This window comes from Acinetobacter baumannii, assembly GCF_009759685.1.
Lineage (GTDB): Bacteria > Pseudomonadota > Gammaproteobacteria > Pseudomonadales > Moraxellaceae > Acinetobacter > Acinetobacter baumannii.
The window spans coordinates 2,395,953-2,413,091 of record NZ_CP046654.1; the positions used below are offsets into that span (position 1 = coordinate 2,395,953).

General features: G+C 38.2%; 18 protein-coding genes. 12 read left to right on the forward strand and 6 right to left on the reverse strand.

Features of this window, described 5'->3' with window-relative positions; translation table 11 throughout:
- Positions 1-112: 112 nt before the first annotated feature.
- Genes GO593_RS11355 through cysN form a run of 3 tightly spaced genes read left to right on the forward strand, consistent with a single transcriptional unit; the run spans position 113 to position 2,789 of the window.
- A complete protein-coding gene (locus GO593_RS11355; protein ID WP_002011285.1) occupies positions 113-244 on the forward strand; it encodes a hypothetical protein in 132 nt (43 codons plus the stop codon).
- Positions 237-1,145, forward strand: coding sequence for a sulfate adenylyltransferase subunit CysD (gene cysD, locus GO593_RS11360; protein WP_000140408.1), 909 nt, complete (start codon positions 237-239; stop codon positions 1,143-1,145). Before GO593_RS11355 ends, cysD begins: the two co-directional genes overlap by 8 nt.
- A gap of 30 nt (positions 1,146-1,175) precedes the next feature.
- Entirely contained in the window at positions 1,176-2,789 is a 1,614-nt protein-coding gene (cysN, locus tag GO593_RS11365; RefSeq protein WP_000019504.1) for a sulfate adenylyltransferase subunit CysN, read from the forward strand.
- A 52-nt stretch (positions 2,790-2,841) separates the two neighbouring features.
- Here cysN and GO593_RS11370 read toward each other — a convergent pair whose 3' ends face one another.
- Positions 2,842-3,390, reverse strand: a complete 549-nt coding sequence (locus GO593_RS11370; RefSeq protein WP_001092990.1) for a DUF2239 family protein — start codon at positions 3,388-3,390, stop codon at positions 2,842-2,844.
- Positions 3,391-3,611: 221 nt separating this feature from the next.
- Here GO593_RS11370 and GO593_RS11375 point away from each other — a divergent pair, with 221 nt between their 5' ends.
- Positions 3,612-4,124, forward strand: coding sequence for a hypothetical protein (locus GO593_RS11375; protein ID WP_000462924.1), 513 nt, complete (start codon positions 3,612-3,614; stop codon positions 4,122-4,124).
- Between the two features lie 46 nt (positions 4,125-4,170).
- On the opposite strand, the gene GO593_RS11380 is transcribed toward GO593_RS11375, so the two are convergent.
- From GO593_RS11380 to GO593_RS11390, 3 genes are all read right to left on the reverse strand, one after another.
- A complete protein-coding gene (locus tag GO593_RS11380) occupies positions 4,171-5,508 on the reverse strand; it encodes a CitMHS family transporter (protein WP_000956799.1) in 1,338 nt (445 codons plus the stop codon).
- A 553-nt stretch (positions 5,509-6,061) separates the two neighbouring features.
- A complete protein-coding gene (locus GO593_RS11385) occupies positions 6,062-7,387 on the reverse strand; it encodes a polyamine export protein PaeA (RefSeq protein WP_000051863.1) in 1,326 nt (441 codons plus the stop codon).
- A 123-nt stretch (positions 7,388-7,510) separates the two neighbouring features.
- The gene (locus GO593_RS11390) at positions 7,511-8,500 is read right to left on the reverse strand and encodes a LysR family transcriptional regulator (RefSeq protein ID WP_001047619.1); all 990 of its coding nucleotides are present in this window, start codon (positions 8,498-8,500) and stop codon (positions 7,511-7,513) included.
- A gap of 588 nt (positions 8,501-9,088) precedes the next feature.
- On the opposite strand from GO593_RS11390, the gene GO593_RS11395 reads away from it, so the two are divergent.
- A complete protein-coding gene (locus GO593_RS11395; RefSeq protein ID WP_000214787.1) occupies positions 9,089-10,693 on the forward strand; it encodes an isocitrate lyase in 1,605 nt (534 codons plus the stop codon).
- 62 nt (positions 10,694-10,755) lie between these two features.
- On the opposite strand, the gene GO593_RS11400 is transcribed toward GO593_RS11395, so the two are convergent.
- Positions 10,756-11,235, reverse strand: a complete 480-nt coding sequence (locus tag GO593_RS11400; RefSeq protein WP_000749178.1) for a copper resistance protein NlpE — start codon at positions 11,233-11,235, stop codon at positions 10,756-10,758.
- Positions 11,236-11,438: 203 nt separating this feature from the next.
- Positions 11,439-11,762, reverse strand: coding sequence for a hypothetical protein (locus tag GO593_RS11405; RefSeq protein WP_000688337.1), 324 nt, complete (start codon positions 11,760-11,762; stop codon positions 11,439-11,441).
- 194 nt (positions 11,763-11,956) lie between these two features.
- On the opposite strand from GO593_RS11405, the gene GO593_RS11410 reads away from it, so the two are divergent.
- The 7 genes from GO593_RS11410 to ureG all read left to right on the forward strand — a co-directional run bounded on the left by GO593_RS11410 (position 11,957) and on the right by ureG (position 17,136).
- Positions 11,957-12,832: an urease accessory protein UreD gene (locus GO593_RS11410; protein WP_001984367.1), complete on the forward strand. Its 876-nt coding sequence runs from the start codon at positions 11,957-11,959 to the stop codon at positions 12,830-12,832.
- 101 nt (positions 12,833-12,933) lie between these two features.
- Complete coding sequence (gene ureA, locus GO593_RS11415) at positions 12,934-13,236, forward strand: urease subunit gamma (RefSeq protein WP_000422460.1); 303 nt, start codon at positions 12,934-12,936, stop codon at positions 13,234-13,236.
- Positions 13,237-13,248: 12 nt separating this feature from the next.
- A complete protein-coding gene (locus GO593_RS11420) occupies positions 13,249-13,557 on the forward strand; it encodes an urease subunit beta (protein WP_000612144.1) in 309 nt (102 codons plus the stop codon).
- A 36-nt stretch (positions 13,558-13,593) separates the two neighbouring features.
- Positions 13,594-15,294, forward strand: coding sequence for an urease subunit alpha (ureC, locus tag GO593_RS11425; RefSeq protein ID WP_000784162.1), 1,701 nt, complete (start codon positions 13,594-13,596; stop codon positions 15,292-15,294).
- A 69-nt stretch (positions 15,295-15,363) separates the two neighbouring features.
- On the forward strand, positions 15,364-15,846 hold the full coding sequence (gene ureE, locus GO593_RS11430; RefSeq protein ID WP_000708728.1) for an urease accessory protein UreE: 483 nt from the start codon (positions 15,364-15,366) through the stop codon (positions 15,844-15,846).
- On the forward strand, positions 15,833-16,498 hold the full coding sequence (locus GO593_RS11435; RefSeq protein WP_000103635.1) for an urease accessory protein UreF: 666 nt from the start codon (positions 15,833-15,835) through the stop codon (positions 16,496-16,498). Before ureE ends, GO593_RS11435 begins: the two co-directional genes overlap by 14 nt.
- Positions 16,499-16,521: 23 nt before the next feature.
- On the forward strand, positions 16,522-17,136 hold the full coding sequence (ureG, locus tag GO593_RS11440; protein ID WP_000140200.1) for an urease accessory protein UreG: 615 nt from the start codon (positions 16,522-16,524) through the stop codon (positions 17,134-17,136).
- Positions 17,137-17,139: the final 3 nt, after the last annotated feature.

The following is a 17,139-nucleotide window of genomic DNA, read 5'->3' on the forward strand; positions in this document are numbered from 1 at the left end:
ATTACATGTATATGATGAATTTGAATATCAATATGAAAAAACAAGCAAAAGGAATCGGTTTTAAATCACTATAATGCATAACTAATGCTATAAGCCATATAAAGGCTTGTGGTTGGACTATTTATCACGAAAAATTGGAGTTGTTATGGCACTCGTTCCTCCACATGGTCTTCTAAGTGGTGGTGTAATACCGCTTCTAGATTTTATGGGCAAAATGGATAGAGAAGGGCGTGTTCATGACTGAATCAAGACTTACACATCTCAAGCAACTTGAAGCTGAGAGTATTCATATTATCCGTGAAGTAGCCGCAGAATTTGAAAATCCAGTCATGCTTTACTCAATTGGTAAAGACTCGGCTGTGATGCTCCATCTTGCATTGAAGGCATTTTATCCTGCAAAACTTCCTTTCCCTTTATTACATGTAGATACGGGCTGGAAGTTTAAAGACATGATCGCGTTTCGCGATAACATGGCAAAAACACATGGTTTTGATTTAATTGTTCATCAGAATAAAGAAGGCCGTGAAGCAGGAATCAACCCATTTGATCATGGCAGTTCGAAATATACGGATATTATGAAAACCCAAGCTTTAAAACAGGCTTTGGATAAATATCAGTTCGATGCTGCTTTTGGTGGGGCGCGCCGTGACGAAGAAAAATCACGTGCGAAAGAGCGTGTGTATTCATTCCGTGATAGTAAACATCGTTGGGATCCTAAAAACCAACGTCCTGAACTTTGGAACCTTTACAATGGTAAAGTGAACAAAGGCGAAAGTATTCGTGTATTCCCGTTATCAAACTGGACAGAGTTGGATATCTGGCAATATATCTATTTAGAAAATATTCAAATAGTTCCTCTTTATTTCTCTGCTGTTCGTCCTGTGGTTGAGCGTAGTGGTACGCTAATCATGGTTGATGATGAACGTATGCGCTTAAAAGAGGGTGAAGTTCCACAAATGAAGTCTGTACGTTTCCGTACGCTTGGCTGTTATCCATTAACAGGTGCAGTTGAGTCTGAAGCTGATACATTGCCAGAAATTATTCAGGAAATGCTGTTGGCAACAAGTTCTGAGCGTCAAGGTCGTATGATTGACCATGATGAAGCAGGCTCAATGGAAAAGAAAAAGCAAGAAGGCTATTTCTAAGACAGTTTCTAAATTTGTGGAGTTTGAGCAATGTCTCATCAATCAGACTTAATCAGCCAAGACATTCTGGCGTATTTAAAACAACATGAACAAAAAGACCTTTTGCGCTTTTTGACTTGTGGTAACGTAGATGATGGTAAAAGTACCTTAATTGGTCGTTTACTTTATGATTCAAAATTGATTTATGAAGATCAATTGCAAGCTGTAACACGTGACAGTAAGAAAGTGGGCACAACAGGTGATGCACCAGACTTGGCATTACTTGTAGATGGTTTGCAGGCTGAGCGTGAGCAGGGTATTACCATTGATGTTGCTTATCGCTATTTTTCGACTGAAAAACGTAAGTTTATTATTGCTGATACACCGGGCCATGAACAATACACTCGTAACATGGCAACAGGTGCATCGACTGCTGATCTTGCAATCATCCTGATCGATGCGCGCTATGGTGTACAAACTCAAACTCGTCGTCATACGTTTATTGCGAGTTTGCTTGGAATTAAAAATATTGTTGTTGCCATTAATAAAATGGACTTGGTTGAATATTCATCTGAACGTTTTAATGAAATTCAGGTTGAATATGATGCGTTCGTGAGCCAATTGGGTGATCGCCGTCCAGCCAATATTTTATTTGTTCCAATTTCTGCTTTAAATGGCGATAACGTTGTAAATCCATCAGCTCATACTCCTTGGTACAAGGGGCAAACCTTAATGAGTATTCTTGAGTCTGTGGAAATCAACCGCGAGTCAAGTAAACATGAATTCCGTTTCCCTGTTCAATATGTAAACCGTCCAAATCTCGACTTCCGTGGCTTTGCGGGTACAGTTGCATTAGGTGAAATTAAAGTTGGTGACGAGATTGTGGCGTTGCCTTCTGGTAAGCGTTCTACAGTTAAGGAAATTGTTACTTTTGACGGTAACCTTGAGCAGGCAGTTGCGGGTCAAGCAGTCACCTTAACGTTAAATGATGAAATTGATATTAGTCGCGGTAATGTCTTAGTACGTGCAGGCGAGCAACCATTAATTTCAAGAAGTGTTCGTGCTTCAGTGGTATGGATGAATGAACACCCACTTGTAAAAGGTAAGTTGTACAATATTAAGATTGGTACACAAACTGTTCCAGCAAAAGTAACTAATATTAACTACCGTGTAAATGTGAATACGCTCGAACACACTCAAGTAGAAGAGCTTGAGTTAAATGCGATTGCAGATGTTGTGGTTGAGTTTGATGCTCCAGTCGTGTTTGACCGTTATCAAGATTCACGTTACACAGGTTCATTTATTTTTATTGACCGTTTAAGTAACGTAACTGTTGGTGCGGGCATGGTAGAAGCCGCGGTAGAGTGGACGGCTCATAGTAATCCTGTTACTGCTGAAGATCGTGCTGCTCGTTTAGGTCAAAAACCTGCTGTTATTGGTGTTTCTGCACAGTTAATTGAAAAATCTCAAGCTTTAGAAAGTTTATTGATTCAGCAAGGTGTAGTTGCGATCGCGAAAACAAGCTTAACAGCTGAGCAATTGGTTCTATTACGTGAGACGGGTGTTGTCATTATCACAACTTCTGTGGATGGTACAGATACCGAGATAACTGCTGAAACGGTAGAAGAAGCAGTAGAGAAAATTGTGGAATTAGTTCGTCTTTAATAAATTGAAAATAAGTTCTAAAAACCCGCGTAAGCGGGTTTTTTTATTGAGTTTAGAAAACATTTTGAGCTTTTAAAGTTAAATATTCTCTTAAATCTTTAGGATAGCTCTGAATCATTTTTAAAAATACATCTCGATCACCTTGATATAAGGCGCGTGTTGCTTCCTCGTAATTTGGCATATTGCCTAACATAGCAGACATAAAGCGGTCGATGGCTTGTTTGGCTAGCATAATATTGCCTTCAGAATTTGGGTTATTTAACTCTTTATCAATTAACTTGCGAATCACTGCTGATGCACTCGCACTTTGCTGATCTAACCAATCCCAATGTTTTTTCTGTAAAGTGATTTCACGCGAAATTACTCCAAGTTTAGGTCGTCCAACTTTTTTAATTTCTTCCGGTTCAGCATAACGTTGTTGAAGTTCTTGTTCCGAACCAGAAAGGTCAAGATCAATTTGTTGACCTGTTTGATCATTAAAAATCAGAATATTTTCTGTTGTTTTAGGAAGAGCTTTTAGTTTCTTTGCAAGTTCAACAAGAGAGTCACTCGCAATAAGCGTGCTTCCAGTGAAAGCAGTATAGGTGATTTTAGTATTCATTTTAGCCGTATATTTTTATCTGGGTAAAATAATATTATCAGGGTAAAATTAATTTGGCAAATGGTAAAATCATAACCAAAGAATTAACTGATTTTATGAGTGCAGTCTCTGAGATTGGGACTATAAAAATAGTCAAGATAATATGCTATTTAAAATTTTACTCTGCTTTAGTATCGCTTTTATGAGAGAATACGCCTTTAGTTGTATGTATAGAGACTCCTATGTTTGAGCAATCTCCTGAATCTTTAAGCGATATCGAAATTTTAGACATTTTACAGTCGATGAAAAAAGATAAGCTAGATACGGAAGCAAATGAGATCATCCGTAACGGGGGAAAAGCAGGGCGTCAGGAAGCACATAAGCAGGCTTTGGTGGTACTAAATACAAATTTTGAAGAGAAGTTTGTAGAGGCAGTTACTCTTGCACTAGGTTTAAATGCAGGTCAAGCTAAAAAAATTCGCTATAAAAAAGATCGAATTCGTATTTTAAAAGCGCGTGGTATTGATTATCTTGCTATTGATGGCGCAGAGACAGCGCAAGTTTTGGCACAAATTTCACAAGCAATTGTCCGAGAAGATGCAATAGTTACTCATGACTTGCATAATATTTTCCCATTTTGGAAAGAAGGCTTTCCAATGGTGCAATTTGATAATGCCTATAAAATTTTACAAGAAGATATTAGCTTGCACTTTCATGCGTTCTTAGACGCCATGATTGAGTATGTAAATAAATAAAAAATAAAAGCCCCGATAGGGGCTTTTATTTTTATAGTAGAGCAAATTACATCGTACTAAAAAGTGGGAAAACACCAATCACTAATGCTGTACCCATTAACACCATACAAGTGATAAATGCCCACTTAAAAGTGAACTTTTGATGGTCTGCAAAGTCGACTTTAGCAAGACCACATAACAAGTAGGTTGATGGAACGAGAGGTGATAACAAATGCACTGGCTGACCTACAATTGATGCACGAGCAATCGCTTCTGGGCTAATACCATAATGTGAAGCTGCTTCAGCAAGAATTGGCAATACACCATAGAAGAATGCATCATTTGACATAAAGAACGTCAATGGCATACTCACCAGGGCAGTAATTGGCGCTAGATATGGCCCCATACTTGTAGGGATCATTGCAACAAATTCTTTAGACATGGCTTCAACCATGCCTGTACCAGATAAAATACCTGTAAAAATACCTGCAGCAAAAATTAAACCTACAACAGCCAAGATACTGTCTGCGTGCATAGCGATACGCTTTTTCTGCATATCAACATCAGGGTAGTTGATGAGCATTGCAATACAGAACGCCAGCATGAATAACACTGACATCGGTAAAATACCTTTGATCAATGCAATCATAAGAAGAATGGTGAGTACCATATTTACTTTACGTAAATGTGGACGAGTTGCTTCAGGGTCTTTTGAAACTGTAATGTTATCACCATGGTGACTTTCAAGCTCAATCACGCCTAAACGTTTTTGCTCATAGCGACCATATAAATATGCCAAGAAGAATAACCAGCCAATACTAATCACCATTGGAAGAATCATTGGTACAAAGATATGGCTTGGGTCAACTTGGAGTGCACTTGCTGCACGCGCAGTAGGGCCACCCCATGGGGTCAGGTTCATTACACCACTACATAACAACATAAGTGCTGTCATGATCAGTGTATTCATACCGAGGCGTTGATAAAGAGGGAGCATGGCTGCCACGCAAATCATGTAAGTGGTTGAGCCATCGCCATCAAGAGAGACTAATGTAGTTAAAAAAACGGTCCCTAATGTAATTTTTAGGGGATCACCTTTAACTTTTTTCAAAATCCATTTAACCGGAGGATCGAAAAGACCTGCATCGATCATTAAGGCAAAATATAAAATTGCAAATAATAGCATTACGCCAGTAGGCGCAAGTTTTTTGATGCCATCTAGCATCATTTCACTGAGACCTTTAAGCTCAATATGGCTCAAGCTTTCAAAGTAGTGACCAAGGCCCCAGGCAATAAGAGAAAAAATAAATGGGATGAGAATTAAAGCAATAATAGGGCTTAAACGTTTGGACATGATTAAATACATGAAGCATAAAATCATACCAACACCAAGTAATGTCAGCATACAATCAATCCTTTGCCTTTAGTTTTACTGAACAAGTTTATTCAAAAACTCTGACCTCGATTATTCTTATGAATTTTTATTAAAAAGACAAATAATATATTTAGTTTATTTGGTTAATATATATTCACTTGGAAAGGTATATTTTGAAGAAATACTGAACATATATAATAATGGTATAGTCTATTTATAATGTATAGTGCTTATTATATATACTTATAAAACCTTTATCATGTTTGAAATTATCATGTATTTTTAAAAATTATATTCTGTTTGAATACTGAAATGAGAAGTATACCCATTTACAATGCTTCTACTCCCTACGTTACATAACGAAAGTGAATCTGTAAATCTTTTATGTGCAAAATTTTATTTTAATTCAATTTAATTTTTTTATTTTAATGAATGAGTTAATTTATATATTTGAAATTGTGATTAGGATAATTAATTTAACTTTTAATATAAAATTATTTAAAAATAATAATTATCTTAAAAGGAATAAATTATTTATCAAAAAAATATCCTGCATTTGCAGGATATTTTGCACCAAAATAAATCAATTTTCATCAGGTGGAGATGGTAAATCATTTTTTTCTAATACACGTGTTACTAATAGCTGATCAATTTTAAAATGGTCTACGTCAACAACTTCAAATTTATAACCACCAAATTCAACAAAGTCGGCTGGACGAGGAATTTTGCGTAAACGGTACATCATGAAACCAGCTAATGTTTCATAATTCTCTTCATCAGGTAGTTCATCCATTTCAAGCGCATGCTTAAGATCTTCAATAGGTGTACTACCATCAATCAGCCAAGAATTATTATCACGTTTAATAATTTGCTGTTCTTCTTCCATAGGGGTAACCCAATCCCCCATAACAGTAATCATGATATCACTTAGTGTAATTACCCCAACGACAAGCGCATACTCATTAATTACAACAGCAAACTTTTCTTTTGTTGAGCGGAAACGATCGAGTAATTCTGATAGTGTTAAAGTATCAGGTATCATTAGAACCGTACGAATAGTCGATTCATTGAGCTGGGTTAAAGATTGGTTATTTAAAATACGTACAAGAATATCCTTAGCATCTACATAGCCAATTACTTGATCAATATTTTCGTTACAAACCAGAAATTTGGAATAAGGATATTCTGCCAGTTTTTGGCGAATGCTATCTTCATGCTCGTTAAGCGTAAAATAAACAACATTTTCACGTGTTGTCATACTTGAGGGGACTGTACGTTCTTCAAGCTCAAATACGTTTTCAATAAAGTGATGTTCTTGTTTTTGTAGTACACCTGCTTGAGCACCTGCATCCATCACTGCTGAAATATCATCAAAAGTAATATTGTCTTCGCGTGTGGTATTTACTTTAAACAAGCGGAATAGCAAATTGGCAATTGCATTAATTCCCCATGCTAAAGGCTTACAGATTTTGATAAAAATCTGAATAGGGTTAATTACACTAATTGCAATTTTTTCAGGTGCGATCATTGCCAAGCGTTTTGGCATTAAATCGGCGAATAAAATAAACAAAGAAGTTACCAATGTGAAAGATAGGGCAAATCCAATGGTTTGCGTCCAAGGTCCTTCATGGAAACGGTCAACTAAGTTCACAAAAAAAGGACGAAACGCAGCTTCACCCAATATACCGCCTAAGATTGCAACAGCATTTAAGCCAATTTGGGACGCTGCAAAAAAGTCTGCAGATTGTTCTTGTAAATCAAGTACTTTTTGAGCACGTTCTTCGCCAGCTTCGGCTAAAATCTTTAACTTTACTTTTCTGGCACCAGCTAGAGCAATTTCAGTTAAAGATAAAAAGCCTGCTGCGATGATGAGCAGTACGATGATAATGATATTTTGAAAGAGACTCACAAATCACCCGAGGATCATCATTATTATGACTATGTTTTAACACAAAAAAGCGCTGAGGTAATCAGATTGATTGCTCAGCGCTTAAAGATAATGTTTGAAAGAGACAATTAAATTAAAACTTATTTAATAGTGGGAAAATTGTGAATTATTGGTTAGGAATTCACGATTTTCCTCTTCGATCATTTGGCGAGCAACAAATAGAATGAGTTGGCGTAACCAGCGATGAGCTGGGTGATGGTGCAATAATGGACACCAAGCCATTTTAAGTTCAAACTCAGGAATGTAAAACGGTGGATCTTTAATAACTAATTTTGGATTTTGTGCTTGTAAACGCGCCATTCGAGTTGGAAGAGTAGCGATCAAGTCAACATTTTGAGCAAGTAATGCCGGCATCTGATAGTGACGCGTAAATACAGAAATTTTGCGGCGTTGACCAATACGTTCTAATGCTTGATCAATCCAGCCCAAGCCACCTTGTTTATCTGGGTTTACCCCAAAGCCAACACCCATACCTGTTTTAGATACCCAAATATGTTGAGCATCTAAATAGCTTTTTAGATTTAAATGAGTCACAGCAGGATGTTTGTCATTTAAAATACAGCTAAAGCTATCACGCCAAACCAAAACTTGGTGGAAGCTTTGCGGGATTTCATTGAAGCGGTTAATAGCGAGATCAACTTTACCTTGTTCCATGTCTCTATATGACACATCACTTGGAGTAAGAAAATCGAGTACAACGTTTGGCGCTTCTGAGCGGAGGGCTTTAACAAGACGAGGGACTAGGGTGGCTTCTGCATAGTCAGAAGTCATAATACGGAAAACGCGATTACTGGTATAAGGGCGGAATTCGGTACGCGGTTCCAAAATCATTGAAAGGTCAGAAAGAGCATCACGAATACGCGGTTGTAATTCAAGTGCACGTTCTGTCGGTGTCATCCCTTCAGATGAGCGGATCAGGAGGGGGTCATTAAATAAATTACGCAAACGGCGTAAAATATTACTCATGGCAGGTTGAGTAACACCAAGCTGTTCGGCTGCGCGAGTAACGTTTTTTTCACGAAGAAGAACATCAAGATATATTAATAGATTAAGATCTACCCGCTCCAGATTCATAAAAAAAATACCGAAAATAAAACCCTAAAATTGTTTCAAATTATGCCATATTTAAAGAACATTGTGTGAAAAAATGATGAGAAAAACGACATTTTTTGTTGAAATTAAGTATGGGCAAAAAGTATCTCAAATGCTGGATTCTATTATCGTTGATCTGTTTTTATTTTTATAATTATTGAACAAAAATATTTTCTTAATATTTAGTACTGTTCTAGCATGTTGATTGACATTTTGCATTGGCAAAATTCACCTAATTTACAATTGACTTTTTATAGTAAAAATGAATGGAAAATTTTTAAAAACTGTATAAAAATAAAGCTTGGAGTGTTTTTTAATCAAAATTCTATACTCCTTTAGGATGATTTTGTTTTTATAAACAAAGTGTTATGTTTTTTAGTTTTACTTATAATATCGATTTATTGGTATATTTTTTAAATAAATACTGAAGATTAACGAAGGATATTGGATTAATTGATTGGCTAAGTCTAAGCTGTGTACATGAAGAAGCAGCTGGTGTCATAGGGAATTTTCATAACATGACTCTAGGCTTCGATCGATGAAATCCTAAAATGAATACAGGACAATATCATGACTACATATCAAACAGCGATTGATGCAGTACGTGAATTAAAAGCAAAATTCGGCAACACTTGGGCAGACATTAGCCCAGAAGATGCTGCTCGTATGCAACTTCAAAACCGTTTCAAAACAGGTTTAGATATTGCTAAGTATACAGCTGCGATTATGCGTCGTGATATGGCTGAATACGATGCTGATTCAAGCAAATATACTCAATCATTAGGTTGCTGGCATGGTTTCATCGCTCAACAAAAAATGATTGCTAACAAAAAGTATTTCGGTACGACAAGCAAACGTTATATCTACCTTTCTGGTTGGATGGTTGCTGCTCTTCGTTCAGAATTTGGTCCACTTCCTGACCAATCTATGCACGAGAAAACTTCAGTACCTGCTTTGATCGAAGAAATCTACACTTTCTTACGTCAGGCTGATGCAAAAGAATTAAATGACTTGTTCCGTGCTTTAAATAAAGCAAAAGAAGCTGGTGACTCTGCGAAAGTAGCTGAAATCACAGCTCAAATCGACAACTTCGAAACTCATGTTGTGCCAATTATTGCAGACATCGATGCTGGTTTCGGTAACGAAGAAGCAACTTACTTACTTGCTAAGAAAATGATTGAAGCTGGTGCTTGTGCGCTTCAAATCGAAAACCAAGTATCTGATGCAAAACAATGTGGTCACCAAGCTGGTAAAGTAACTGTTCCACATGAAGACTTCATCGCTAAGATCCATGCACTTCGTTATGCATTCTTAGAAATGGGTGTTGAAGACGGTGTTATTGTTGCTCGTACTGACTCTGAAGGCGCTGACTTAACTCAGAAGATCCCTGTAGTTAAAGAGCCAGGTGATATCGCATCTAAATATATTAGCTACTTAGATACTCAAGAAATTGATATCTCAGAAGCTCAAGAAGATGAGATCTTAATTAAACGTGATGGTAAATTACATCGTCCAACTCGTTTAGCTTCTGGTCTATACCAATTCCGTGAAGGCACTCAGATTGACCGTGTTGTACTTGACTGTATCACTAGCCTTCAAAACGGTGCTGACTTACTTTGGATCGAAACTCCGACTCCAAACGTACAAGAAATTGCACACATGGTTAACCGTGTAAAAGAAGTAGTTCCGAATGCGAAGCTTGTTTATAACAACAGCCCATCATTCAACTGGACTTTAAACTTCCGTCAACAAGCGTACGATCGTTGGGTTGCAGAAGGTAAAGATGTATCTGCTTACGACCGTGCTAAATTAATGAGCGCTGAGTACGACAATACTGAATTAGCTGCTGAAGCTGATGAAAAAATCCGTACTTTCCAAGCAGATGCTGCGCGTGAAGCTGGTGTGTTCCATCACTTGATCACACTTCCTACATACCACACTGCTGCTCTTTCTACTCATGAATTAGCACAAGGTTACTTCGGTGACCAAGGTATGTTAGCTTATGTTGCTGGCGTACAACGTAAAGAAATCCGTGGCGGTATCGCATGTGTGAAACACCAAGCAATGGCTGGTTCTGACATCGGTGATGACCACAAAGAAATCTTCGCTGGTGAAAATGCACTTAAAGCTGGTGACGATGCTAAAAACACAATGAACCAATTCTCAGCTCACTAAGAATTGACTTCATAAAAAACCCGCTCATTTGAGCGGGTTTTTTATTTATATTGAAAAATAGATTAATCTTCTTTTTTCAAAACATAATGTTCAGCTAAAGAACCTTCAACTTTTTTACCTTCCATATCTAAAGCGGTCGCGGTATTTTCACCAATAAAGAATTTACGGTTTTGAGCTTTATCATCTAAGGTAATAACAGAAGTATTGTCTTTATCGAAAGTAAACTTACCATGGGTTTCAAATGGGTTTGCATCACCTTTACCAAGATAGGTTTCTGTTAGCTCATAAGTTTTATCATCTTTTAATTCTAATTCAGTTTTGATGCCTTCACAGTCTGCGCAAGGAAGCGTACCTTTATATTTACCATCCCAATCTAAAGAATTCTCGGCTGTATGTGCTGTATCTACCGCTTCATTATTATTTGATTGAGCAGTTTGTACAGGAGTAGATGCATCAGAGGTTGTTTCTGTTTTATTTTCATGTTTATTACATGCGACAAGAAGAGTACTCATAAGTGCAATTGCTAATAATGATTTTTTCATAATGAATAAAACCTCAAAAAAATAAATATAAAGTACTGACAGGCTAGGAAAAAGGAATCGAAAATAAAAGCTCTAGTATGTAGCTTAATTTTAACAAAAGGTAAAGTAAGTAAAAATTGCACAGATTGGGGCTATGTTTTTTTATATTTTAGTTGAGAATTAAAAGTATCCACTAAAGTGATTTAATGGATACTTTTAAGAATTTATGGTTGGGCAGAAACCCCACCTAAAGAATCGCACGCTGCTTTATAAAGTTGGTATTGCTGTTCTACGACTTCATCTAAGGGCATCGCGAATAATTCTTCACCATTTTTATAGCTTTCTACATAAGAGGTCGCTTTTTCCTTACTCACCGCTAAAGATTGCTGGTAATAAGAGTTGATTGAACTTGTAGAAATTTCATTTGTTTCAATATTTTTACATTGAAAGTTATTTAAAAGTTTTTCTGCACGTTTGACCTCACTTGATTGGCCAAAAATACACCCAGTTAAAAATACAAACGGTACTAACACGAAAAAGATTTTCATGGGAAAAATTTATAAGAGCGAGGATGGGCGCTATTGTATAAATAATTCCATGCTTTACTGTGGTTTTATGTTAGACATTGATGATTTTTTGACTCATTAAAATAAAAAAATTGTTTCTAAGTTTGTAATAGCCACTTTTTGCTTTTGGTGCATATTTTGCTTATCAAAAAAGCCATTATCAAAAATGAGCCAAAATGAATCGAATTCAACAAAATTTTCAGACTTCTTCAGCACCATTTTGGTATGCCCAGTTAGAACTGGGGTTTTGTTATGAAAACTCTCGCACCATAATGAGTCACAGAAAGCATTATGGCCCCGTTCGGGTGCAAAAAATGCTCTGGCCCGAAAAAACTGGGGTTTGTCATGCCATTATTGTTCATCCACCGGCTGGAATTGCAGGGGGTGATCATCTTACTTTTCAAATTGAAACAGAAGGGCAGGCACATGCTGTAATTACCACACCGGGAGCGGGTAAGTGGTATAGAACAAATGGAAAACAGGCTTTCCAGCATATTTATTTGAATGTAAAAGATGATTCTATTTTAGAGTGGATGCCGCAAGAAACAATGCTTTTTGACGGTGCTTTAGCCCACTCTGAAACAGATATCCATCTTGAACAAACAGCAAGTTTTATTGGATGGGATATGTTGGTCTTGGGGCGGCAGGCTCGGGCTGAGAATTTTGTTCAGGGAAGCTATCACAACCAGTTTAAATTATGGCGCAAAAACAAGTTATTAGTTGCCGATACTTTATATTTTGAGGGAGGCGATCGCTGGTTAAGCTCGTGTTTAGGAATGAATAATCAGGCGGTGATGGCCAGTTTTTGGGCCGTGCCCCCTGAAAAATTCCGTTCTTCATTTTATTTAGAGCAACATATTGAACTCATCCGTGAACTTATTATGCGTATGGATGTTCCCGTGACGTTGACCTTATTAGAAGATGTACTGTGTGCGCGTTTTTTAGGAAATGATGTACGACGATGTCATGACGCTTTCGCAGCTATACGGGCTAAATTAAGACGTTATTGGTTTGATTTAGATGAAGAATTTCCAAGAATTTGGAAAACTTAAGTTACGTTAAATTGCGTATTTTAAAAACGATTAAAACCGGTATGCTGCTTTTGAGCACGCATTTTGCTTAAAGAAAATTAGATGCTATTTAGGAAAGAGATATGGAACTCAATCCAACAGAAAAAGATAAGTTACTCATTTTTACTGCAGGCTTAGTGGCTGAGCGTCGTAAAGCACGAGGCTTAAAGTTGAACTATCCGGAAGCTGTTGCATTTATTTCTGCAGCCTTACTTGAAGGTGCACGGGATGGTATGACGGTGAGTGAACTTATGCACTTTGGAACGACTTTATTAAAGCGTGAAGATGTCATGGATGGTGTACCGGAAATGATTGCTGAGGTACAGGTTGAAGCAACTTTTCCTGATGGTTCGAAATTAGTCACTGTTCATCAGCCCATTGTATAAAAAGGAATACTTATGATTCCCGGTGAAGTTATTACTCCAGAAACTGACATTGAATTAAATGTTGGACGAGAAACTTTAAAAGTTGTGGTGGCTAATCTTGGCGACAGGCCTATTCAGGTCGGTTCGCATTTCCATTTTTATGAAGCAAACGATGCCTTACAGTTTGATCGTGAGGTAGCAAAAGGCTTTCGGTTAAATATTGCAGCAGGCACAGCAATACGTTTTGAACCGGGACAAAGTCGAGAAGTAGAGCTTGTTGCTTTAGCTGGTAAGCGAGAAGTATATGGTTTTGCTGGTCGGGTAATGGGCAAGCTGGATTAAAGATAACAACAATAATGAAAAGATGAGTAATAAGTTATGAAAATGTCACGTCGTGCATACGCAGAAATGTTTGGTCCAACGGTTGGTGATCGTATTCGTTTGGCTGACACAGCGCTTTTTATTGAAGTTGAGCAAGATTTAACGACATATGGTGAAGAAGTTAAATTTGGTGGCGGAAAAGTTATTCGTGATGGGATGGGGCAATCTCAGCTTTTAGCTGATGAGGTTGCTGATACAGTCATAACCAATGCTTTAATTGTAGATTGGTGGGGAATTGTTAAAGCCGATGTGGGCTTAAAGAATGGACGAATCTGGAAAATAGGGAAAGCTGGAAACCCTGATATTCAACCCGACATTACTATTCCTTTAGGTGCTGCGACAGAAGTAATTGCAGGTGAAGGACAAATTTTAACAGCTGGTGGTATTGATACTCACATTCACTGGATCTGTCCTCAGCAAGTTGAAACCGCGCTGATGTCTGGGACAACGACAATGGTGGGTGGTGGGACAGGACCAGCAGCAGGTACTTCGGCAACGACAGTGACTCCAGGGCCTTGGCATATTGCGACCATGTTGCAGGCGATTGATGATTTGCCTATGAATATTGGTCTATTGGGTAAAGGGAATTTAAGTTTACCTGACCCCATTCGCGAGCAAATTAAAGCAGGAGTAATTGGGTTAAAACTACACGAAGATTGGGGTTCAACACCCGCGGCTATTGATAACTGTTTGAGCGTTGCAGATGAGTATGATGTACAGGTCGCAATTCATACGGATACTTTAAATGAAGGTGGTTTTTTAGAAGAAACGCTAGCGGCATTTAAAGGCCGTACGATTCATACTTACCATACCGAAGGTGCGGGCGGCGGGCATGCTCCCGACATTTTAAAAGCAATTGGGCAAAGTAATGTGTTGCCATCTTCGACCAACCCAACACGACCTTATACGATCAATACCATTGATGAGCATTTAGATATGCTCATGGTTTGCCATCATTTAGACCCTGCAATTGCTGAAGATATTGCTTTTGCAGAAAGTCGTATTCGCCGTGAAACCATTGCTGCTGAAGATATTTTACAAGACTTAGGCGCAATTGCCATGATGTCATCTGATTCTCAGGCAATGGGACGTGTGGGTGAAGTGATTTTACGAACTTGGCAAACTGCCCACAAAATGAAAGTACAACGTGGCCCATTAGAGGGTGACAATGAGTTTCATGATAACAATCGCGTTAAACGCTACATTGCCAAATATACAATTAACCCGGCAATTACCCATGGTTTAAGTCATGAAATTGGTTCGGTTGAAGTCGGAAAACTTGCTGATTTAGTGTTATGGAAGCCTGCATTTTTTGGCGTGAAACCCTCCATGATCATTAAAGGTGGCATGATTGCAGCGGCACCTATGGGTGATATTAATGCTTCAATTCCTACACCTCAACCAGTGCATTATCGTCCAATGTTTGGTGCTTATCCACGTGGTGTGCATAACACCTGTATTACCTTTTTATCTCAAGCGGCAATCGATGAAAAAGTTGCTGAGAAGCTAAACCTTAAAAAGTTAATTAGTCCGTGTAAAAACACGCGTTCAATTACCAAAGCCGATATGAAACACAATACATATTGTCCTGTTATGCAGGTTCATCCTGAGACTTACGAGGTGCGGGCCGATGGTGAATTACTAACGTGTGAACCTGCTGACGTATTACCGATGGCACAACGTTATTTCTTGTTTTAATGAATTTATAGAGGTGATTTGCCTCATTACCTTATATATGAAAGAAATAAGTAAGGAGAGAAAAGCTAAATGAAAATTTACACCCAACGTCTTGAAGATATTTCTCCTGATCAGGCATTTGAAACGGTTGAGCTAACGTTTGATACCCGCCAAAAATCACGTTTTCGAGCGGCTTTAGCGAGTGGCGTAGATATTGGTGCGGATTTGCCACGTACCGGCATTTTGCGTAGCGGTTCATATATTGCAACGCAAGAGGGTGATGTATTACGTGTTGATGCCAAGCCTGAACGGCTAATGAAAGTCACTGCTCAGACTGAATTTGACTTGCTTAAAGCGGCTTATCACTTAGGTAACCGACATGTGCCATTAATGCTGACACCAACGGCTTTATATTTTGAGCCTGATCATGTGCTTGCAGAAATGGTGGAAGGTTTGGGGCTTACTGTGACAGAAACCGATCATCCGTTTGAACCTGAAAGCGGTGCCTATGCACAGCATAGCCATGATCATCGTTTAAGCCCAATCAAAGCTTTACACCATGTCCACTCATAATGCTGCGCAATTACTGCAACTGCTGACATTGTCTTCTACGGCATTGCCAGTTGGAGCATATTGCTATTCGCAAGGTGTGGAAACCGCCATTGATATTGGCTTAATACACGATGAATCCTCGGCAATTGCTTACTTTGAAGAAGTGCTTGAAATGCTTTTAGTACGCTTTGAGTTACCTGTACTCAAACGTCTTATGCAACATTATGATGATCCAGATCAGTTTCTAATTTGGGCACATTTGTATAAGGCAAGCCGAGAAAGTAAAGAGCTATTGGCCGAATCTCAGCAACTCGCATTTTCTTTAAATGCATGGATTAAAGATGTTTTAAAGAAAACAGTTGAGGTTAAAAAGCAGTTTGGTTTTGTGCCTGTCTATGCGCAGCTTTGCGGTCGTTTAGAACTTAAAGATGTGGATGTACTTACGGCGTATACCTTTACCGTTTTAGAAAATCAGGTTTTAGCCGCAGTAAAAACTGTCCCATTGGGCCAAATGGCAGGACAAAGAATTTTATGGCATTTGCATGGGCGAGTACCACAAGCTGTAGAGAAGGCTTTAAAACTTAAAGATGAGCAATTGAGTAGTGCTTTGCCGCGCTATGCCATGCTGAGCATGAAACACGAAACTCAATATTCACGGTTATTCAGGTCTTAAGTTTAGGAAAAAGGATAAAAATCATGACAGAACGTAGTCCATTACGAGTCGGAATTGGCGGACCAGTCGGTTCAGGTAAAACAGCACTTACGCTTAATTTATGCCGTGCCTTGCGTGATAAATATAATATGGCAGTGGTGACAAATGATATTTATACCAAAGAAGACTCAAACTTTTTAACCCGTAATGAAGCGATGTCACCAGATCGTATTGTGGGTGTGGAAACAGGTGGTTGCCCGCATACAGCAATTCGTGAAGATGCCTCAATTAACTTGGCTGCGATTGATGATCTGTGCGAAAAATTTGATGGCTTAGAACTCATTATTATTGAAAGCGGTGGTGATAATTTAGCTGCGACATTTAGCCCTGAGCTTTCTGATTTAACCTTGTATGTTATTGATGTGGCAGGTGGTGAAAAAATTCCACGTAAAGGTGGACCAGGTATTACCAAGTCAGATTTACTGATTATTAATAAAACTGACCTCGCCCCAATGGTGGGAGCAAACCTTGATGTCATGGACCAAGATGCAAAACGCATGCGTGGTGAAAAGCCATTTTTATTTTCAAACATGAAAACACAAGATGGGCTTGAAGAAATTATTCAATTTATTGAGAAGCAAGGGCTGTTTAAGGCTTAAGGA